The organism is Streptomyces sp. cmx-18-6 (assembly GCF_046548915.1).
Lineage (GTDB): Bacteria > Actinomycetota > Actinomycetes > Streptomycetales > Streptomycetaceae > Streptomyces.
Genome location: NZ_JAEBEP010000006.1, coordinates 92,061 through 110,560 on the forward strand (window position 1 = coordinate 92,061; position 18,500 = coordinate 110,560).

Consider the following 18,500-nt stretch of genomic DNA (forward strand, 5'->3'; position numbering starts at 1 on the left):
CGTCTACCGACGGCCGGATCACCCCCTGTCAAGAAGCTGATCCAGCACTGCAACCACGGCCGCCGCTCCGACCAAGGCGAAGCCTAGGGTGGGTGCGCGCACGATAAGAACGACGACGAGGGTGCCCGACAGGAGTAAGACGAGCGCACGAACGCTGAGCTGTTCCACGGGGAGACCTTCCATACCAGGGTGATCGGCCAACGCTGTTTCACCAATCAGCGTGCGCGGCCCTCACTGCCCTCTGACAGCCCCGGACAGTCCCTGACAAGATCAGTCAGCTAGGTCCGCTGCCAAGCGTTCTGTGGCAGAGTCTGACCACAGCTAGCGTGTTGCGCGCCGCATTGTCATACAGCGAACTCCGGTCCCAGGGAGGCATCGTGAGTGCTCAGGTCTGGACGAGACCCGATCTCTCCCGCCAGCCCCATCTGAAGGACCTCAACGACAGCCTCCATGAGCTCAGACTGAACGCGGGACTTCCATCCGCACGGGGTATCCGAGATCGAATCGGCAAGGACACGCAGAACTTCTATATCGTTAATCACCAAGCGATTTTGGATGCCTTTCAGAAGCCCGACTTGCCGCAGCTCGCCCGTCTCGACCTTATCGTCCGCGCCCTATCCGAGATAGCCCGCCGTGACGAGGACGCAACAGCCGATCGGTTCGACGACCTGCGGAAGCTCGCAGCCAGCGAAGCGGTCACTCAAGCTCACACGGGCGTTCCAGACGATGCCACGGCACAGGATGAGGGTGCGGAAGATGACGCGCCAGGTGATCTATCCTTGGAGCCCCTCAAAGCCCTAATCATTAATGCCGCACAGTCACTTTGGGACGACAAAGACGCACTCCGAGTATTTCTCGGGGTTGTCCGCCGAAGTGAGGGATTCGCGAAAATGGCGGACGCATTAGAGGAGCACCGACCGGCGAATGCAAAGTTCTACGGGGTGCGGAGCCACGAGTTTTCAGTGCCAAACTCCTCTGCACGTTCGGAACTCGTTTCGCTGCACCGCCTTCTTCGTACGCACCGCCTAAAGAACCGCTGGTCTTTCACCGACATGGAGCGCGAAACGCGGATCTCCGCCCATAGATGGATCCGCTGGTACACGCTTGACGAACTACCTGACCGCGAGGCTCTCATCGCCTTTTCCAATGCAGCGCGCTTGCAATTGGAGGACCGCACGATGATGCTCGGGCTCTGGAACGCAGCCCGCGAGAATTTGGGCTGGCGGGCACGCCTCGAAGCCCTACCGTCCACTATTGGGTTCGACGAAGCGTGGGAAATGCGACCTTCGACAGCGTCGCGGTTGTGGGTACTAGCAGGCGTAGGAGGCGATCCCTTAGCCGCCCACGGCCCCGATCTCGCGACCGGGACCGTACCCGCTTTCACCATCGCTGGGCCGGCCGGATCTGGGCGGTCCACCGCTCTGACGACAGTCGCACGTTCTTTGATGGCAGGCGGCGTCAGAATCCTGCTGATCGCGCCACGGCCCTCGCCGCTCCGGGCACTAGCGGGGCAGGGCTCCGTGATGGGCTGTATCGACCGGAAGGACTTCGAGCGTCGGGAGGTGGAGGGGGCATTAGACACGGCCACTCGTGAAGACCCGGTGGTGATAGTTATGGATGACGCCGAGGTGCTAGCAGATTCTGGGGCCTCTTCAGTGCTGAGACATCTACTCCTCCACGGATTCGACGAAGGAACGGCTTTGGTCGCAGCTGGCGAAGAGCAGGCACTCGACCAAGGTCTGAAGTGGCTGAGCGAACTGACAAAGGCGCATAGGGGTCTCCTCCTCGCGCCTCAGGTCCCCACGTCCGGCAGGTTGATCGGCAGCGCTTCGGTAAGACTCTCTTCTGTCAGCGATAGGTCCGCCCCTGGTCGAGGCTGGCTGCATCTCGGTGAGGGCAGTCTCCTAGCGGTGGCCGTTCCCCGTTCGTCGTGATCACCAGTGGGGAAAAGCTACGGCCGCAGGCCCACAAGTACCGACCTGACGCCACGCGTTCATACATGCCGGTTGCCCGTTGGCTGGGCTGGGCAGATCTGAGGACGAGCGCGAGCATCGCATCGGGAGGGGATCGTGGCACGTAAGAAATCATTGGCCGGACAGCTAGTGAAGGCGTACCAGGACTCGAAGAAGGCCAAGGCTGCCGAGCAGAAGCGATTGGAACAGGAACAGGCTCGACGTGCCCGGGCCGCCGAGCAGGCCCGAAGCCGCGAAGAGCGGGCCAGAGCGCAACAGGAGCGGGAGCAGGCCCGGGAGTGGGAGCGGGCGCGCAAGGAGAAGGAACGGCAGGACTCGGAGCGAGCGCGTAAGGCCGCGCAGATCGAACGCGACCTGGAGAAGCGCCAGACCGCCAAAAGGCAGGCCGAGGAACGTCGCAAACGTGAGGACGCCAAGGTCAGGGCGGCCTCCGAGCGGCAGGCGAAACTGGCGCGTACCGAAGCGTTGAAGGCCGAGGCAGTCGACCGCACGACGCAGGTACAGGAGCGGATCGAATCCTTGGAAGCGATCCTCCTACAGAGAGCGACGGGTCTGTACGGTCACCGGACGGCCGTGGAGGACGCCTTCAACAGCAGCGGACCGGACGGCTTGGTCGAAGCGATCGAAAGGGTTCTGACGGAGCTGCCCGATCCAGAGGGCCTGCGGGGTGAGTGGCGTGCCGTATTCGCGCCCGAGACACGAGAACTGGTCGTGGAGATGGATCTTCCGGGTCAGGAGGTCGTGCCTGCGGTCGCGCAGTTCCGCTTCAAGTCCACCGCCCCAGCCGCAGTCATCCCCCAGCCCAGAAAAGAAGTAGAGGTCAAGCAGCAGTACTCACGGCTCGTCGCTCGGCTGGCGCTGCGCGCCATCAATGAGGTGCTGGCCGCCAGCCCGCCGTCGCTTGTCGACGTCGTTGCCTTGAACGCTCACGTCCGGAGTAAGAACCGGGCCACCGGGAAAGCTATCCGTCCGTGCCTGGTCAGTGTGCGCAGCAGTCGTGACGACTTCGAGGACCTGGTGCTGGACGAACCCGCGCTCGACCCGGTCCAGTGCCTGCGCCACCTCAACGCCATTGTCTCCCAGCACCCTTACGACCTCGAACCGGTCCGCCCTGTGGTCACATTCGACCTCAGCAAGTACAAGTTCGCTCCCGAAGTGGATGTCGTGGCCGGCTTAGACAGCAGGCCGGACTTGATGACGCTGGATCCCATCGAGTTCGAACACCTCATCCGCCGCCTCTTCGAGGCGTACGGCATGAAGGCGTGGGTCACGCAGGCATCGCGGGACGACGGGATCGACGCCGTCGCGACGAACGAGGATCCGATGACAGGCGGCCTGTGCATCATCCAGGCCAAGCGCACCAAGAACACTGTCCCGGCGGAAGCCGTCCGCGCGCTGGCCGGCGTCATGCATGACAAAGCCGCCGCGAAGGGCATCCTTGTCACCACCGCGTGGTTCGGAAAGACCAGCCTGGACTTCGCCCATCGCACCGGCCGCATGCAGCTCATCGACGGCCGTGGGCTCAAGGCTCTACTCCAGGAACAGCTCGGCATCGACGCCCTCATCGGGCTCCCTAAGGTTCCGCCTGGCTGGGTTCCGGAAGACCTCAGGTGAGAAGCACTCCGCCGAACGGATCGCGGTCCGTCGCCTGAGCGGCGGGCCTCGTCACTACGCGGCGTCCACGCCTTTCCGAGGGTTGCAGTTCGGGTTGCGTTCATGGGCGTTCACGCAGGTCCGCCCGAGCAACTCGATACCGCTGGATCGCAGGTCAAAACGCCTGTGAACCCGCCCGGACCCCCACGCGAACATTTGGAAAGCGTGTTGGGGGCAACCCCTCACGAGTTCGAATCTCGTATCCTCCGCCATTGCTCTCACCGGGCAATACGTCGAAGGGCCCCACCGCTTGCGGTGGGGCCCTTCGACGTGCGGGCCGCGTTCTCGCACCGACGATGATCACAAGCTGCCGGCACGTGGCGTCGCACGCGGGTGACGCGGGCGGGACCACTCAGGCGTGCGGCCTCGTCACCATGACCGCGTACACCGAGGAGTCAGCGAAGGGCTGCTGCTCGCCCGCCTTCTCGTAGCCCCACGTCGCGTACAGACCCTGAACCTTCGGGTGCGTCACGTCGACCAGGAGCACCGCAAGGTCTTCGCCGCGTTCCTTCAACAGGGCTTCGTGGAGCCGCTCCGAGATCCCCTGCCTCCGCCACTGCGGGCGCACCATGACCTCGGGGACGGCGTAAGTCGCAGTGCAGCCGTTGTTCGGTGTGAACGCCGTGGAACGCCACCACTCGCGGCCCGGCTGAAGCGGAGCGCCGTACGTGAAGCCGTCTGCTTGAAGCCCTCAGGGAGGCTTCCCTGTCCGTAGCGCCGCAAGTCGATCACCCTGGTCACGTTCGACTCCGTTCATCTCGCATGCGGCCTGCCCAGTCGCGGCCGGACGTCGTCGACGGCACCGGCCGAAACAGGTATCGGTGGGAGTCAGGAGATCTTCTCCCGAGGGCGTGGGCAGTCGGATATCTCACCGCGTGGGTCTCAGCCCTTGGTGGGCACCTCCCTGGCCGCGTAGTAGGCGTGCAGCGCGGCCTCGCTGCCTGACCCCAGGGCGGTCATGATCCGCTGGAAGCGGGCGGAGCGGAGGTCGCCGGCCACGATGACGCGGGGGTGCTGGTCGGTCGGCGGGCAGTATCCGTCCGGGCCCCGGGTCAGATCGCCGGGCGGGACGGTCGGGGCGTTGCCGATGCTGAGGTAGGCCGAATCCGCTGTGACCGTCCGCCGCGTGCCGTCCTGGCCCACTGCTTCCGCCGACACGGGGGTGCCCTCTGCGGCCTTCAACGTCAGGTGCTCGACGGGGACAAGGGCGACGCGGGGGTCGTCCCGGATTTCCTCGATCTTGTACGCGTCGGCTGCCGGGTACGCCACGAGCAGGCGGGTGTCTGTGGTCGGGTGGGCGCGCAGGAACGTGCCGATCGGGCGGTCACCGCCCAGGACGAGGAGGGTGCGCCCCTGGGCGTCGTCGGCTTCTGCCTCCCAGAGCGGGGGCAGGACTCGGCCGCTGGGGGCGGTGATCCAGGTGACGTCATGAGGCTGGAGGGGGCCGACGCCGGTGGCGACGACGGCGTACGGAGCCGTGAGACGCGCACCGGTGTCGACCGTGACGGTCACCCGGTCGTCATCGGCGCGGAGTTCGGTAACACGCCTGCCGAGTTCGAGGCGGCACAGCTCGGTGCCCTTCAGTTCCGCCACGATGGCGTCGGCCAGGTCGGTGCCGTTGGTGTGGCCGCCGAGGACGTTGTTCAGGGCCGGGATGCGGTAGAGATTGCGGCACAGCCGGTCCGGCTCGACCAGGATCGAGCGCATGCCGACGCCGGCGGCCATGCGGGCGGCGGCGCAGCCGGCCGGCCCTCCGCCGATGATGATCAGGTCGGTGTCGAGCGGTGTGTCGGCCATGAGGCTATTCCAGCACCGGGTCGGCCACACGCGTATCGAGTTGGCCCATCACATGCTCGACGTCCACGAGTTGGCCTGTTCCGATCAGGCGCCGGGCGACGAGCAGACCGGCGTCGTGGACGTCCGGGCCGGCGTCGCTGGCACAGGCGTCCGTGACGATCCAGGGTGCGTATCCGTGCTCGAAGGCGTCTGCGGCGGACTTCAGAACGCAGCTTTCGGTGGCGATTCCGCAGAAGACGAGGTCGGTCCAGCCGGCCCGTCGCATCAGTTCTGCGGCCTCGGGGGTGAACAGCGTGTATCCGGTCTTGTCGACGCCTGCGTGCGCGCGGCCCGCCGCCTCGGCGAGCTCGGGAACGATGTCGGTCTCGGGTGGTTCCTGGAGCCGACGCCATTGGAAGAAGCGCTCGTAGGGGCTGTCGGGATAGTTGAAGTACCGGGTGAAGACGACAGGGCGCCCAGCGGCGGACCATCTGGCGACGAGGTCGGCGACTGCGGGCACGACATGGCGACTGTGGTGGTTCACGAAGCCGTTCTGCATGTCGATCACGACCAGCGCGGCGCTGTTGATGTCCATCGGCTCTCCCTCCTGCCCGTTCTCAGCCGGCGCTCTCGCGCAGAGCTTCCTGCGTGGTGCGCAGCCGTTCGGCCAATCCGCTGGTCTTCATGATGGCCTCCCGCATCAGGACGTGTTGCGCGGTCTCCTGAGCACGGGCGGTGGTGAGCCGGGAGGCGGCGGCGCGCAGGAATCGCCAGCCGTACCGCTCCGGCATGGAGGGGTCCTGGCCGTCCTCGACCATCTGTTGGATGTGGCGGGTGAAACACCACAGGGCCTGGACGGTCAGTTCGCAGGCGACCAGCTCGTCGGTGGTGAGGCTGCGCTCGCTGGAGTGGGAGGCGTAGGCGACGCCGGACCAGCCGGCGTAGGCGGTGGACACTCCCCGTACACCGAAGGAAACGATGTCCGGGTGGTCGAAGCCGGTGGCAAGAAGCGACTCCTCGACCGTGCAGGCCAGGGGCGCGGGACCACCCGGCGCTCCGCGGTCGACCAGAACCGAGGGAGTGGAGAGCAGGCGCAGCGCGGTGTCGTAGGCGTCACCGGCCCAAGGGCCGGAGGTGAGGCAGTAGAGGGAAAGGACGTATTCGGGGTTGGGGGCCCCGGCGTGGTCCCCTTCGAGGAGTTCGCGGATCTTGTCCCGGGCCCAAGGAAGGTCGGACGCGTAGGAGCGGTAGCGCCAGACGGCCAGGTCGGTCAGCGCGGCAGGTTCGTGCGGCTGGACAAGGTGGAAGACGGCCACCCCGCATGCGAAGACGTGCAGGACACAGCTCTGCGCCTCAGGGTGGTCCAGTCGGGTCGAGGAGGACTCCAGCCACTGAGCACCCTCACTCGGTGCCAGATACTCCCGAAGCCGGCCGGCGCGCTCGACACCGATGAAGACCGGCAGAAACTTGTGGGAGTCGACTTCTATCCGCCCTGTGACGGGTGCAGCCGTGTCACTCATTCCCAGCGCTTCCGCGAACCGGGTTCTCGCGTCGTCGGGTGCGCGACCGAGCGCGGTGTCGAGAATTCCCTGAGACTCGGCGCGAGGCTGGTAACCGGCACCGCCTGCCTCCCAGTTCGACACCGTGCGGTCGCTGACCCCCAGGTACGCGGCGAAGTCCCGCAGGCTCATACGCAGGGCGTCGCGTAGCAGCCGGGCCTCCCGACCGGACCACCTCTGCACCGTGACCACCGTGGCACCCCCTGTCCGTCACCCCGGTGAAACGACCGAACGACCAGCGTAGCCAGCCTTGTTCAGCAGTGCTGCGGCATTGCTGCAGCATCCGTACATCACACTCCGCAACCGTCTTGCTCCATGCTGAATCCACCGCGCCGGAGCCAGCCACCACCAGGCAGCCCCTCCGCGTTCTCTCCTGCACCACCACCAGAAGGAGCACCGGCATGACCGACATCGTCAAGCGCAACGCCCGCGCCATCCTCCTCGACGGCGACGAACTGGTCCTGATCAAGCGCACCAAGCCGGGCAGGGAGCCGTACTGGGTGACGGTCGGCGGAGGGGTCGAGACGGACGACGCGACCATCGAATCGGCTCTGCACCGCGAGGTGTTCGAGGAGCTCGGCGGCAAGCTGGCGCGCGCCGAACTGGTCCACCTGATCACCGACCAGTTGGAAGGCGGCGTCGGCGTCCAGCACATCTTCGCCGCGCGCCTGGAGTCGATGGACTTGGCCGCGCGTACGGGAACGGAGTTCGCCAAACCGGAACGGGGCGAGTACGAGGTGGTCCGCGTCCCGTTCACCAGCGGGGCAGTCCGCGAACTGAATCTGATGCCCCCGGAGCTCGCCGAGTTCATCGCCGCCAACACGTACGCGATCACCTCCGTACTCGACACCCCGATCCGCGAGGCGTGAGCGATGACGCGAGCCCCGGACTTCGTCAGCCTCAACGGCCCTGACAACGTCGGCAAGACGACCCACTTGGTGCGGCTGGCCGAATGGTGGAACGCCTTCCAGCCGCTGGGCGCGGTCCACGAGCACGATCCCGAGCCCTGGGCACGGGTGGCCACCGGCGACTTCGCCCGGTGGTGGTTCGAGACGTCCACGACCGTCGAGCTGACCGAGATGCTGCTCGCCGGTCATGCCAAGCGGGCCGCCGCACGCGAGACCGGGCGTACGGGTCTGCTGGACCGGGGCCTGCCCATGCTTCTCGCTGTGGCCGCTGCAACCTGCGTGGTCAAGGACGGGCTGACCGTCGGCGAAGCGTTCAAGACCGTGACAGGAATCGCCGGTTCGCGGGCCGCCACACCCGAGACCTCCATCCTCCTGCTCCCGTCATTCGACGCCGAACGCAGTTACGCCATCACCAGCGCCCGCGAGGGCCGCCCCTGGACCGGGATCTACCCGGAGTACCAGAAGACGCTGCACGCGGTCCTGCTCCACCAGGCCGACCACGGTGCGTTCGCCGCGGTCATCGACTGCGAGGACCGTTCCTTGGACGCCGTGCACAGCGATGTGCTCGATCACCTCGGCCTCAGCCGACTCATCAACGGGAATCCCCGATGACGCAGAACTCCCCGCCCCTGGTCCTGCCCCCCAGTCTGTCCCGCACCGTGGCAGCGCTACAGGCCAAGGACCGGAACCGCCTGGACGACACCATCACCCGGCTCCACACCGTCAACGGGCGCCTGTGGGACACCGAGGACCGGGTGCGCAGCGCCTTACTCTCCGCCGCCCAGGTCGCCGACTGCAAGCGCGAGATCGACCAGCTCAATGCCGAACGGAACCTGCTCGCCGAGCGGGCTGACGAGGTCCTCGGCTCGCTGGCCGACGCAGGCCGCGCCGACGTACCGCTGCACACCGAGACGCTCGCCTCCGTCATCGACCGCCTCTCGGTGCTGACACTGAGGATCTGGCACAGCGAACGGGCTGCTGCCCGGGACGAGTTGGCCCGCCGACGTGTCCCCGCCCTTCACGGCCAGCGGGAGGAACTGTGCGCCGCCCTCGACGCGCTGGTCTCCGACGTCGTCGCAGGCCGCCGCCGGCTCCCCGTACCGGCTCGCTTCAAGCTGTACGGCCGGGACGACGCCGCCCCCGCAGAGATCAAGCCGAGTCGGCGTCTGCGCCGGGTCCTCGCCTTCGGTGGACTGAGCGAGTGCGGCAAGAGCACCAGCGCCGAGTTCGTCCAGCGCACCTGTGGTGCGCAACGCTTCAAGATCGGCTTCCTTTTGCGGCAGGCGGCCCATCGGGACGGTCTCGCGGACCCGTACGCCCTGTCGTCCCGCCGGCAGGCCGAGCTGCTGCTCGGTGAGCTGAACCGTTTCGCGGACGCGCACGTCGGCACGGAGCTGTTCACCGTCGAGTCCGTCCACGACGACGCCTCGATCACCGAGCTCAAGCGACTCATGGGCGACGCACTCCAGATCGTCTACCTGGACGCCTCCTTCGCCGTACGCGTCGAGCGGTCCGGCACTCCGGCACAGGCCGTCGCCGCGAAGGACCAGATCAAGATGAGCCGTGGCGCCCACCAGGTAGCCGCGCTGGCCGACCACGTCATCGACAACACCGGCAGCATCGCCGCCCTCCGCGCCCGGCTCCGGCGCATCGCGGCCCCGCCCGCATCCACGGCGCTACGCGCGGCCACTCCGTACGGGCTGGGGCTACCTGCCGCCGTAACCTCGGCGACGGCCGACTTCACCGACGCGGTACGGGCTTACGGCCCCGGCGTACGGCTCGCCGCCCTGACCGGCAGCCCCGGCGAGGGCAGCTGGATCGCCGGCTGGTCCGACCTGGACCTCCTCGTGATCGCCGAGCACGAGGCCATCGGCCGGGTCCACGAGGCCCTGGAGCAGTACCGGAGGGCCCTCGGCGGTGCGGCCGCCCTCGGCCCCACCCTCGTCACGCCCGGCGAACTGACCGCCCGGCGCCTCACCCCGCGCCTGGCGTTCGTCCTCCACCAGCTCCAGCAGGGCAGCCCCGTCCTGCACGCCGCACCCAGCCTCGAACTGCCGACGATCAGCCGAGGCGAGCTGGCGTTCGCCGCTGTCCGGGAACTCCCCCAGGTCATCCTGACCATGCGCCGTCTGCGCGCCGACGCGGGGCCGACCGCACTGCGGCAGCTCTACAAGCACCTCGTGCTCGCCTGCCGCCTGCTCCTGCGCGAGCACAACCAGTGGGAGTCCGGCCCCGATCGGATCCTCGCCGCAGCCTCCCGCATGCCGGGCCTGACGGCCCTCGCGACGCCCTCCCTGGCCGAGATCTCCAGGGCCTGGCGCGACGGCGAGGCCGAGCTCGTCCTCAAGCCCGTCACTCTGGCCGTCGACCAGCTCCTCACCTGGTACGCCGCCCAGCTCGCCGCGTGAACAGCCTTTTCCTCTCCTCCCTCGTTCTCCGTCCGACAGGAGCTTCGCCATGCCCGAAACCATCGCCGCGCCGTCCTTCACCGCCCGAATCGTCGAACGGCTCAGCGTCGGAGCCACGAGCCGCCGCGAGCGCGTCATCCATTCCCTGGACGGCCTGGAGGACCCGGTGCACCCCGAGACCCTCGCCACGACCGGAGCCGACCTGTGGCGTCTGCTCCAGGAGCAGGTGCCGGAAGGGCTCGGCTCCGTGGACTTCCTCCTCGGCCTGGACGCCGGCGGCATCCTGCCGACCGTTTCCCTCGCCGGCGCCGCTCAGCTCCCGTACAAGATCGCCTGGAAGCTGCACCTGCCCCTCGACGGCGCGGTCCGCTTCAGCGAGCCCCACGCGATGCGCACCGACGTCTTCGCGTACGGCATCACTCCCGGCCAGCGCATCGTCATCGTGGACGACGAGATCACCACCGGCCGGACCCTGGCCGACCTCACCCGCCGCCTCCGCGAGGCCGGCGCCGCCCCGCTGGTGGCGGCCTGCCTGGTGGAGGACACGACCCGCGGAGCCCGCGACCTGCTCACCGGCCTCGGCCTGCCGCTCGTCTCGCTCACCACGATCGAGGGCGCGGAGTGACAGCTGTGGCCCCGGCGGGGGTCCGGTTCCACCACGGTTCCCTGGTCATCCCCGCCGGGGCCGTCCACACCATCCCGCTCGGGTACGACCGGGACAGCGTTCCCGTCGGCGCACCGCTCCCGCTGGCCGCCTCCGCCGAGCTTGTCCACCGCCTGAGCCGGTGCGGCGAGATCGTCGTGGCCTTCGAGGGGAAGCTCGGTGACTCGCTCCTCGCACTGTCGGGGGTCCGCGCGGTCCTCGACTGGCTGCGGCTGCGGTCAGTACGCGTAGCCGTCCGGGCGGTGGGTCCGTACGCGGGGCTGATCGCCCGCACTGGGCTGATCACGCAGCCCCGGGCCACCGCTCCCAGCGGCTGGCGGGCCGTGATCGGCGACCGCACGGGCATTGAGACGCACGGCTCGGAGGCGGCGGTGAGCCTGGTGCTCGACCCGGCCGCCCCGCCGTGCTGGTCGAGCGACGGCCGCGCCCACCCTGACCTGCCCGCCCGCCACTACCTGGCTCTGGAGCGCCGCCTCGGCATCCGCCTGCCCGGCACGGCTCCTTTCGCTCCCACCCTCGCGACCGGGCCGAACAAGCTCGTGGAGGAGCTGCGCTCGGTGGGCTGGCTGGGCGGTCTGACCATCGCCGCCATCACCGCCACCAGTTGGCCGGAGCGCAAGGACTACACCGCCCAGCGCTACATCGCCCTCGCCGAGCACATCGCCGAGGCACAACAGGCCCAGGCCCGGCTGCTGCTCATCGGCGGCAACCCGGGCGACGGCCTCCGCATCAGGGCGGAGGCTCCCCGTCGCCACGTGCAGGCCCTCCGCATCGGCGGGACGCCGGCCGATCACCTCGCCAGCCTCTTCCCGCACTGCCACCTGATCGTCGGCAACGACACCGGCCTCACCCACCTCGCCGCGATGGCGCGCGGCGGCCAGGATCGCGGCGGACCGCCGGTCATCGGCCTGTACGCGCGCCACAGCCACAGCAAGTGGCGCACCGGCCTGTCGCACCACCATGCCGTCGCCACCAACCTGTCCGACCGCATGCATCAGGGCGACCTCTGCCCCGTCCGCGACGCCATCGCCCCGAACTCGGACGTGCACATGGACGCCTTCCCGCCCGCCGCGCTGGCCCAGGTCGGCCTCGAACTACTCAACGAGGTGGGGCGATGATCTCCCAGCCCCTCCTTCGGGTCGGACCGGTGCGGCGCTTTACCCGCAACCTGCTCTGCCCGGTCGACCTCTTCGGCCACTCGCTGCTCCTGAAGTACACCCGCAACCCGGCCGAGGCCGGAGAGGAGATCCACGGCCACGCTCGCCTGGCCCGGCACTACCGTGTCCCCGCCCTCCACACCCACCTACGCGTACCGGGCGGACACCTCCTCGCGTACGAACGCCTGCCCGGCGGCACCGACCAGGGACTTCTCCTCGACCTTCTCAACACAGACGGGGCGACCACCCACCTCCACACCTACATGGAGAAGCTCACGGCCGCGTACCAGGAGGTCATCCTCGCAACGGCATGGCCAGCCGATCCGGCGCACGTCGTCCGCAAGCTTTACTGGGACCGCGCGGCACCCGGCGGCCGACTCGACACGTACCACGCCGGCAAGGACTTCCTGATCGCCGACGGCCTCGTCGACATCCCGGTATCCCGCCTCAACACTTACGCCCTGAAGATCAACGGCCGCCGACAACACCTGGATTGGGCCGCCACCCTCCGCTGGCTGCGCGCGCACTTCGCCACGGCAGAGCCGGTCTGGGCGGCCCTCACCCAAGGCGACCCCACCGATGTCAACCTCGCCCACCCGCTCGCCTGGTTCGACTACGACACCGCGGGAATGAACAGCATCCCCGGCGAGTTCGCCAACTTCCTCTGGTACGCCTCCGCTCTCGGCGGCTGGCTCGTACCCACCTACAACCCGACCGCCTTCGCCGACCACCCCGCCACCTTCACCCACGTCCCGGCCAACACCCCCGAGGTCCGACGAGCGGCGATCGATCACGCCACCAGCACCATCCACATCGACTACACGCCGCGCCTCTCTGCACCTCGGCGAGCCGCCGTGACCGCGTACTGGAACAAGCTCGTACGACCAGTCGCGGACCGTCTCTGGCCCGGCGAGGACCTGGCGAACCTGCTCCGCCCCTACCTCGCCATGCGCATCCTCGGCGTCTACAACCTGGCCGATCTGGCCTCCGAGGACCGGCTCGTCCTCCTCGCCCGTCTTGCGGAGGCCATGAGCCCCGCCTTCGACCCCACCACCTACTTCTGCCCGCTGGAGTCGCCATGCCCGGCCCCCTGAACGGCCGCACCGCCCTGGTCACCGGAGCCACCGGCGGCCTCGGCTCGGCCATCGCCCGCCGTCTCGCCGCCGACGGTGCCACCGTCGCCCTCGCGCACCTCGACGATGGCCTGGCCGCAGCCGAGCTCGCCGCCCACATCACCGGCAGCGGCGGCGCCGCAATCTCCCTGGCAGCTGACCTCCGCGACGCCGAGGCCGTGCGCGCCCTCTGCCACCAGGCCCACGACCAGCTCGGCCCGATCGACATCCTGGTCAGCAACGCCGGCGCCTACCCGCGCCGCCCGTGGACGGAGACAACGCCGGCTCACTGGGACGAGGCTCTGGCCTCCAACCTGACCAGCCACTACCTCCTCGCCCACGAGCTGTCCCCTGCCATGGCTGCCGCCGGCTGGGGCCGGATCATCACCATCGGCTCGGTCCTCGCCGCGGCGGGCCGTCACGACCTCGCCGGCTACATCAGTGCCAAGGCCGGCCTCGAAGGACTCACCCGTGCCCTCGCACGCGAACTCGGCCCCGTCGGCATCACCGTGAACTGTGTCGCCCCCGGTTCCATCCGCGTCCCCGCTGAGGACACCGTCGTCGACGATCCGGAAGCCATGACCGCCCGGCAGCTCGCCCGCCAGTGCGTCCAGCGCCGGGGCGGCCCGGAGGACATCGCCACGGCCGTCGCCTTCCTCGCCACCGAGGACGCCGGATTCATCACCGGCCAGACCCTGCGCGTCGACGGAGGCTGGATTCTTGGCTGACATCTGGCTCATGCGCCACGGCGCCTATGAAGGCCACCGCCCCGGCTACCACGCCCCGCACGAAGCCGCCCTCACGCAGGAGGGTCGCGAGCAGGTACGCCGCTCCTTGCCCCTCCCTGAGGGCGTCACCGCGATCGTCACCAGCCCGATCCCCCGCGCCCGTCAGACCGCCACCCTCGTCTCCCACCTCACGGGCCTGCCGATCGTGGCCACCTCCGGCCTCCTCGCCGAATGGCGCGCCCCGAGCATCGTTCTCGGCCGCACGGCCGAGACCTACCCGCCGGCCTACCGCGCCTGGCGAGCTCGGCGCCTCGCCAACCCCTCCCTACGTTGCGAAGACGGCGAAAGCCTCACCGACCTCCACACCCGTGCCCGCCACTGCGCCGCCTTCGTCCACCACACCGCTGTGCGCCACGGCTCCCTCCTGGCCGTCTCCCACACCCTCCTGCTGGGCGTCCTCAGCCACCTTCAGGAGGGCCCCGCCGCCTTCGTCACCGCCGCGAAGGTTCCTTGGCGCTTCGCCGAACACCGACCTCTGCCCGGCAATTAGAGAGTGGAACCCGGAATGCGACGCCTTGATCAATAGATGGCTGACGGATACCCAGCACGAAAGGTCGCGAAAGCAGCGTGACGCAACGGTGGATGACCTCCCGAGTGGGCGACCAAAGAGGCACATCATCGTGCTTGGGATCCGCGCCCATTCGCCCTTCGTTTCTGCCGCTCTTCCAATCGTCCTACCGTCTGCGGAAGACGCGCTTGGCGAGGTGAACGGATAGCACGGCCGCGGGACCTGGAGGGTTGATCGGGCCTCCAGCTGAGTACACGACGCACCTCCTGCCACGCCCCCACCAGCCCAGCCAATCCCTCAAGAACGTTGCGGACTTGAACCAGGACGGCTCCCAGGAATCCGAGGATCGCGGGAATCCCTAGTAAGACAGCAGCCCAACACATCAGGACCCCCTCCCCACACATAGTAGCTAGCGGAGCACCTAGACCGAGATAACCAACAGGTATGACTCTTCCGCCCTTTCCGATCGAAGTCAGTACCCAAATGGACGCCTTCCACGCTGCCAAAATCTGTTCCACGGCGAGCATTCTCGGACGGTTCCGTACGCACCGCAGTTTCTTGTCTGCACGGTCTCATCTGGCAGGCCACTGAGTCTGTAGGGTAGAAGCTACATTTTTTGGTCTTCGCTGAGTCATCACTACCGTGGGAATGCTGGCACTAAGGAGTCGCAGCCGTCTTTACGGTGCAGGGTGAATTCTTTGATCGCTGGCGCTTTCCTCGGCTCAGCTTGTCGGCGCGGAGTGGAGGCATGATCTTGGGTTGCCGAAAGCCGCGGCGCGGCTTCCGGTCAGAGCCGTTGTCACTCCGTCACCGCAGTTTCCGGTCAACACCGACGAAGGGTGGAACGGCATCACATGGCGGCGGTCCGGCCGTGGTACCGCATCAGCAGCTGTCAAGGGATGGCTGAATAGCGGTCTGCGCCCCCTCGTGCGCACTTGCTTGCGCTCCCCCGCCGGGCTCTACCGTCCTTCGGCTCACGCCACACGACATCGATGGAAGGGCAGCCGGTGCACAAGGACGAATCCAAAGCCGTCAGCGAGGTCCTCCACGAGCTGAGCAACACCTCACACGTTCAGATCCGCTCGTCGGCCGAACTGGGCACCCACGTCTCCGAGGCTGCGCGAAATGAGGACGAGAAGCGGACAGACAGCGGGCAGGGGCCGCTTCGCCGACGGACCGACTTCAGAGCCGCCCGGAACGCGCCGCGTTCACTGACCCTCAACGCCTGGCAGGTCATTCACGCCATCGGGCTCGGGGCTGCCTCGGCCCGCCAAGGTGCAGGACGAGGACTGGCCGAGCACTGGGGGAGTTTGCGCTATATCCAGGCTCTGGAGGGCAACCAAGGCAACTACCTGCAGCTGTCGTCCGAGGGGCGCGATCTCCTGCGCTTCTATAAGGCCACGCAGTCCGGGGAGATCGGCACCGGCTTCGCTTCCCTACTGGCCGAGAGGCTGGTCAGGTCCCGGTACCCCGACCACTCGGTCTCCGTGATTCCCGCGGATGTTGCGCTGAAGGCCGGCTGGACCCTCCGCAGCGCCTCCGGAGCGGGCGCGCGCCCGGAGCCGCTACAGCGACGACCCCACTTCTTCGTCGAAGCCTGGCAACCGGGGCAGCCGTCCAAGGTCCTCCTCGTCTCCTCCAAGGGCACCCACAGCAGCGTTCAGCAGGTTCACAAGCAGCTCAGCACGGCCAGCGCTCACGTGGAGTCCGTGCACATCGGGCCTTACGGCACCGTCCCGTACCTGCTCATCGGGACAGAGATCCCCAAGAAGGAGAGTCTCGCCCTGCACATCCTGGAGGCGCCAGGCACGACCACCCTCCGCCCGTCCGGAGAAACATCAGAAGCCGACCTGGACCTCACCCTGGACCAGGAGAACCGCGTGGCCGACGTCGTACGGCAGGCCGAGCAAGAGCGCACGATCGTCCCCGGGTTCCAAGTACTGCCCGAATCCTTCGCCTGGTTCAGCATCGTGCTGGCTAGGACGGAAGCGGCCACGCTGACCGCCTTCACCGGAGGTGGCAAACCCACCGCTCAGTACCTGACCAAGGAGCAAGGGCGGCGCCACTTCCAGCACGACGTCCACGCCAACACCGACAGACTGCGAGATGCGGAACACCGCATCCATGGCATCGACTTCGTCGGCACCGACCACATCTTCCGCCTCAACGGCACCCGCGTGGAGGCGTTCTCCGGGCTCGAGAAGAGCCTGTACACGCATCTCCATCATGGGCGCGTCAACGAGTACCGACGCGAAGTACACGAACGCCGAGACCAGTGGCCGGGCCGCATCACGGTGGAACGGTGGAGCGCGGTGTCCATTCGTGCCGACGGAACTGTGCTGGCAATCCGTCTCCAGGAGGAGTGACCGTGCCGACGGGCCTTCGCTCAGATAGTCTCAGTTCTGGTCTCGTTCACCCCCGTCCGACGCCATTCGCGGGTGCTGCCATCACCAGCACCGCACCAAGTCAGGACGCCCCCGACCCCCGCCGGACCCCCACACGAACATTTTGAAAGCGTGTTGGGGGCAACCCCTCACGAGTTCGAATCTCGTATCCTCCGCCATTGCTCTCACCGGGCAATACGTCGAAGGCCCCCGCAGCTTGCTGCGGGGGCCTTCGACGTTCGTCTGGGGCTGCCTGACCGTTCCGCCGGCATCTCTGAGGCAGGGTAAATCCGCCGGCCGGTTCCACACGTCAACGGACGCCTGTAGGGCACCGACGACCGCGTGCGTGGCGCGTTGCTCTCCGCCGCCCCGGTCGGCCGAGTACAAGCCCCAGATCGACCGGCTCAACGCCGAACGCAGCGCCATCGCCGCCAGGGCCGACGTGGCCTTCCGCCTTGGTGGGCGTGAGCGCCGGTGTGCCACTGCACAGCGAGACGCCCCCCAAGGCGGGTGCCTGCCCTGCCAACAGCCAGTGTGGCCAGAGCATGACACACGGCGCCTATCTGGTGAGCGGAGGCGTGCGGGGGCGTGGTGATGGGCATTATCGCGGTGCACTGTCGCGCGTCGGCCGAGTGTGCACGGGGTGCGGGGATGTACGGGGCATCTGGGGGATTGCTTGAACATCATCGAGCATGAGTACGCGGATCTGGGGGCGTTGCAGACCCGTCGCGCTATTCACAGGGCGTACAGCTCACCAGCCGATGAAGTGGAAGAAGTGACGCTGGCACTGGCCCGCCGGTGGGCTGGAGCGCGGGGGACGGTCGTGGACGTCGGCTGCGGCACCGGGGACCTGCTGAGGCGGTGGGCCCGGGAGGGGCACGCCGGGCAGTTGGTAGGAGTGGACCGGTCCGCGGCCGCGGTGAGCGGGACGCGCGAGGACGGCATCGCGGTAGTGCGGGGGGACGCGTGCGAGCTGCCGCTGCGCGACGGGTCGGCAGACTGTCTGCTGGCGCGACACATGCTCTATCACGTGGCCGACCTGGGACAGGCGCTGGCGGAGTCGCGTCGGGTGGTGCGGCCGGGCGGCGTCTTCGTCGCAGTGGTCAACATGATGGGCACGACGCCCCGGCTGGCCCGACTCCTCCGCCGCTGCGTCGACAGCGAAGGCATTCCGGTACCGCCCTTCCCGCGCGTTGACTCCGAGAACCTGCGCCCGTTGCTGAAGCGCGCCTTCGGCGAGGTCGAGGAGACCGGCTATCAGGGGGAGTTGGTATTCCATGAGCCCGAGCCGCTGGCTGCACTCGCCGCCTCGTTGCTCGTGTTCTACGGGCTGGAACGGAAAACGGCCCGGCACAGCCGGGTGGTGGAGGCACTGAAAGAGGAGACGGCGCGGGCCTTCGCCGGCGGTACCGGACCGTGGCGGGACGTGAAGGGCTGGACCGTTTTCGTGGTGAGGAGATGAGGGAGAAGCCCATCACGGGGAAGGGCGCGCTGTGACCGGAGGCTCGCCTGGCGTCGGGGACACCCCGGGCTGCTGTGGGCTCGCTTTTGGCAGGGCCGACACACATGCGGGCCGACCACCCGACCTCACAGGCTTGGCGCCGCACCGA

At 68.0% G+C, this 18,500-nt stretch carries 17 protein-coding genes; 12 read left to right on the forward strand and 5 right to left on the reverse strand.

Annotation, left to right across the window (positions count from 1 at the left end; genetic code table 11):
* Positions 1 to 18 precede the first annotated feature (18 nt).
* Complete coding sequence (locus ACLJPL_RS15900) at positions 19 to 168, reverse strand: hypothetical protein (RefSeq protein ID WP_173314252.1); 150 nt, start codon at positions 166 to 168, stop codon at positions 19 to 21.
* 209 nt (positions 169 to 377) lie between these two features.
* Between ACLJPL_RS15900 and ACLJPL_RS15905 the strand changes: the two genes are divergently transcribed.
* Positions 378 to 1,934 carry an ATP-binding protein gene (locus tag ACLJPL_RS15905; protein ID WP_411081482.1) on the forward strand — a complete coding sequence of 519 codons (1,557 nt, stop codon included), beginning with the start codon at positions 378 to 380 and terminating at the stop codon, positions 1,932 to 1,934.
* A 135-nt stretch (positions 1,935 to 2,069) separates the two neighbouring features.
* The gene (locus ACLJPL_RS15910) at positions 2,070 to 3,587 is read left to right on the forward strand and encodes a restriction endonuclease (RefSeq protein ID WP_411081483.1); all 1,518 of its coding nucleotides are present in this window, start codon (positions 2,070 to 2,072) and stop codon (positions 3,585 to 3,587) included.
* A gap of 391 nt (positions 3,588 to 3,978) precedes the next feature.
* On the opposite strand, the gene ACLJPL_RS15915 is transcribed toward ACLJPL_RS15910, so the two are convergent.
* The 4 genes from ACLJPL_RS15915 to ACLJPL_RS15930 form a co-directional block, all read right to left on the reverse strand.
* Entirely contained in the window at positions 3,979 to 4,197 is a 219-nt protein-coding gene (locus ACLJPL_RS15915; RefSeq protein WP_411081484.1) for a GNAT family N-acetyltransferase, read from the reverse strand.
* A gap of 311 nt (positions 4,198 to 4,508) precedes the next feature.
* Positions 4,509 to 5,423, reverse strand: coding sequence for an FAD-dependent oxidoreductase (locus ACLJPL_RS15920; protein WP_411081485.1), 915 nt, complete (start codon positions 5,421 to 5,423; stop codon positions 4,509 to 4,511).
* Positions 5,424 to 5,427: 4 nt separating this feature from the next.
* Complete coding sequence (locus ACLJPL_RS15925; protein ID WP_411081486.1) at positions 5,428 to 5,997, reverse strand: isochorismatase family cysteine hydrolase; 570 nt, start codon at positions 5,995 to 5,997, stop codon at positions 5,428 to 5,430.
* 22 nt (positions 5,998 to 6,019) lie between these two features.
* Positions 6,020 to 7,153: a helix-turn-helix domain-containing protein gene (locus ACLJPL_RS15930; protein WP_411081487.1), complete on the reverse strand. Its 1,134-nt coding sequence runs from the start codon at positions 7,151 to 7,153 to the stop codon at positions 6,020 to 6,022.
* Between the two features lie 209 nt (positions 7,154 to 7,362).
* Between ACLJPL_RS15930 and ACLJPL_RS15935 the strand changes: the two genes are divergently transcribed.
* The 10 genes from ACLJPL_RS15935 to ACLJPL_RS15980 all read left to right on the forward strand — a co-directional run bounded on the left by ACLJPL_RS15935 (position 7,363) and on the right by ACLJPL_RS15980 (position 18,352).
* Entirely contained in the window at positions 7,363 to 7,830 is a 468-nt protein-coding gene (locus tag ACLJPL_RS15935) for an NUDIX domain-containing protein (protein WP_403236676.1), read from the forward strand.
* A gap of 3 nt (positions 7,831 to 7,833) precedes the next feature.
* Positions 7,834 to 8,481: a hypothetical protein gene (locus ACLJPL_RS15940; protein ID WP_411081488.1), complete on the forward strand. Its 648-nt coding sequence runs from the start codon at positions 7,834 to 7,836 to the stop codon at positions 8,479 to 8,481.
* Positions 8,478 to 10,277 (forward strand): DUF4254 domain-containing protein, encoded by a 1,800-nt coding sequence (locus ACLJPL_RS15945; RefSeq protein ID WP_411081489.1) that lies wholly within the window; start codon positions 8,478 to 8,480, stop codon positions 10,275 to 10,277. Before ACLJPL_RS15940 ends, ACLJPL_RS15945 begins: the two co-directional genes overlap by 4 nt.
* Positions 10,278 to 10,326: 49 nt before the next feature.
* Complete coding sequence (locus tag ACLJPL_RS15950; protein WP_411081490.1) at positions 10,327 to 10,902, forward strand: phosphoribosyltransferase; 576 nt, start codon at positions 10,327 to 10,329, stop codon at positions 10,900 to 10,902.
* Positions 10,899 to 12,059: a glycosyltransferase family 9 protein gene (locus tag ACLJPL_RS15955; protein ID WP_411081491.1), complete on the forward strand. Its 1,161-nt coding sequence runs from the start codon at positions 10,899 to 10,901 to the stop codon at positions 12,057 to 12,059. The genes ACLJPL_RS15950 and ACLJPL_RS15955 overlap by 4 nt, the downstream gene beginning before the upstream one ends.
* The gene (locus ACLJPL_RS15960; RefSeq protein WP_411081492.1) at positions 12,056 to 13,192 is read left to right on the forward strand and encodes a hypothetical protein; all 1,137 of its coding nucleotides are present in this window, start codon (positions 12,056 to 12,058) and stop codon (positions 13,190 to 13,192) included. Before ACLJPL_RS15955 ends, ACLJPL_RS15960 begins: the two co-directional genes overlap by 4 nt.
* On the forward strand, positions 13,177 to 13,938 hold the full coding sequence (locus tag ACLJPL_RS15965; protein WP_411081493.1) for an SDR family NAD(P)-dependent oxidoreductase: 762 nt from the start codon (positions 13,177 to 13,179) through the stop codon (positions 13,936 to 13,938). Before ACLJPL_RS15960 ends, ACLJPL_RS15965 begins: the two co-directional genes overlap by 16 nt.
* A complete protein-coding gene (locus ACLJPL_RS15970; RefSeq protein WP_411081494.1) occupies positions 13,931 to 14,488 on the forward strand; it encodes a histidine phosphatase family protein in 558 nt (185 codons plus the stop codon). Before ACLJPL_RS15965 ends, ACLJPL_RS15970 begins: the two co-directional genes overlap by 8 nt.
* A gap of 1,025 nt (positions 14,489 to 15,513) precedes the next feature.
* The gene (locus tag ACLJPL_RS15975) at positions 15,514 to 16,872 is read left to right on the forward strand and encodes a hypothetical protein (protein ID WP_411081495.1); all 1,359 of its coding nucleotides are present in this window, start codon (positions 15,514 to 15,516) and stop codon (positions 16,870 to 16,872) included.
* 694 nt (positions 16,873 to 17,566) lie between these two features.
* Positions 17,567 to 18,352, forward strand: a complete 786-nt coding sequence (locus ACLJPL_RS15980; protein ID WP_411081496.1) for a class I SAM-dependent methyltransferase — start codon at positions 17,567 to 17,569, stop codon at positions 18,350 to 18,352.
* Positions 18,353 to 18,500 lie beyond the last annotated feature (148 nt).